At 64.2% G+C, this 1,303-nt stretch carries 1 protein-coding gene; it reads right to left on the bottom strand.

Annotation, left to right across the window (positions count from 1 at the left end; translation table 11 throughout):
• Positions 1-231 precede the first annotated feature (231 nt).
• A complete protein-coding gene (locus tag U1769_RS25060; protein ID WP_332720878.1) occupies positions 232-1,248 on the bottom strand; it encodes an IS110 family RNA-guided transposase in 1,017 nt (338 codons plus the stop codon).
• Positions 1,249-1,303 lie beyond the last annotated feature (55 nt).

Genomic DNA, 1,303 nt, shown 5'->3' on the forward strand with positions numbered 1-1,303 from the left:
AGTATAGTGTTGTCTAATTGATTTCGTCATGCTGTTGATATTCCTAATATTCTGACCTTGGTCTATGGTTGTCTTCGTGGTCATGGTCGGCCTTGGCGGCATTGAGACCATGCCGCATGATCGCGGTCAGGCGAGGTAGGTGGACGTCCCTGATGTCCCCAACGCGGTCTGGGCCGCGACACTATAAGCGGGATCGTCCGGTTTTGGCCTTCGGTCGTGGTTCTGCCGGGGTCAGTTCCAGCAGAACTCGGTGTCCGACTGCCAAAGGCGGTGGAGCAGGATGGCGAGCTTGCGGGCGACGGCGACGCGGGCGCGCTTGGCCCCTCTGGTTTCGGCCAGCGCCTTGCCCCATGTCTGCAACGCCGAGGGACGCTTGACCCGGACGAGCAGCACATTGGCCGCTTCATACAGCGCAGAGCGCAGCATCGGATCGCCAGCCTTCGAGATATGGCCCTTATAGTCGCGCTCGCCTGACTGGCTGCGCCTTGGGACGAGCCCGGCGAAGGCGCCGACATCCTCGCCCCGGTCGAACCGGTCAGGATCCTCGATGCTGCTTTTGAAGGTGAGCGCGGTGATCGGGCCGATCCCGGGTACCGTCATCAGGCGCGCGGTGACGGGATCGGCCGCGGCGCTGGCCGCGAGCAGCCTGGTCGAGCGCCTGATCTGGACCTCGAGCGCTTCCAGGCTCTCGATCAGCGGTATCATCACGGGCCTGAGTTCGGGCTTTTGCGCAAACAGCGCGGCGAGCCGCTCGGCCCGCTTGCCCGGCGTGGTCACCGCGCCCAGCCGCAAGCCGAACAGCTTGAGCAGGCCGCGCAACTGGTTCGCCATCGACCGGTGCGATCTGGTCAACTGCTCGCGGATCTTGAGCTGCGCCCGGTCGATATGCGTCGCCTCCTGCTTGATCCGGACTGCCTTGAACCAGCCCGTGCGGGCCAGCTGCGCCAGGCCTTCGGCATCATGCGGGTCACTCTTGTTAACCCGCGTCGACAACACGCCCTTGGCGTGCCGGGCGCAGATGCAGGTGACCGGCACACCCCGCTCGATCAGACCGTGATAGAGAAAGGCCGACAACGGACCCGTCTCCAGCACGACCCGAACAAGCCCCCGGGCATGCCGACCAAGCGTCCGGGCGATCACCTCCGGATCGGTCGCGCAAACACCCCGCCACGCAATCCCACCGTCACCGCCCACAACGCAAACATGCGTCGTCTTGTCAGAAACATCCAATCCTGCATAAATCGTCATCGGTCATCCTCCTGCCGTGGAGCACCTGCCAGGCGACTCCGTACTCTGCAGGAGG

The organism is Parasphingomonas zepuensis (genome assembly GCF_036663735.1).
Lineage (GTDB): Bacteria > Pseudomonadota > Alphaproteobacteria > Sphingomonadales > Sphingomonadaceae > Sphingomonas.

What these genes read in the sequence shown, in the direction of transcription:
- U1769_RS25060 (WP_332720878.1), bottom strand. Translation starts at nt 1,248, where the DNA reads ATGACGATTTATGCAGGATTGGATGTTTCTGACAAGACGACGCATGTT.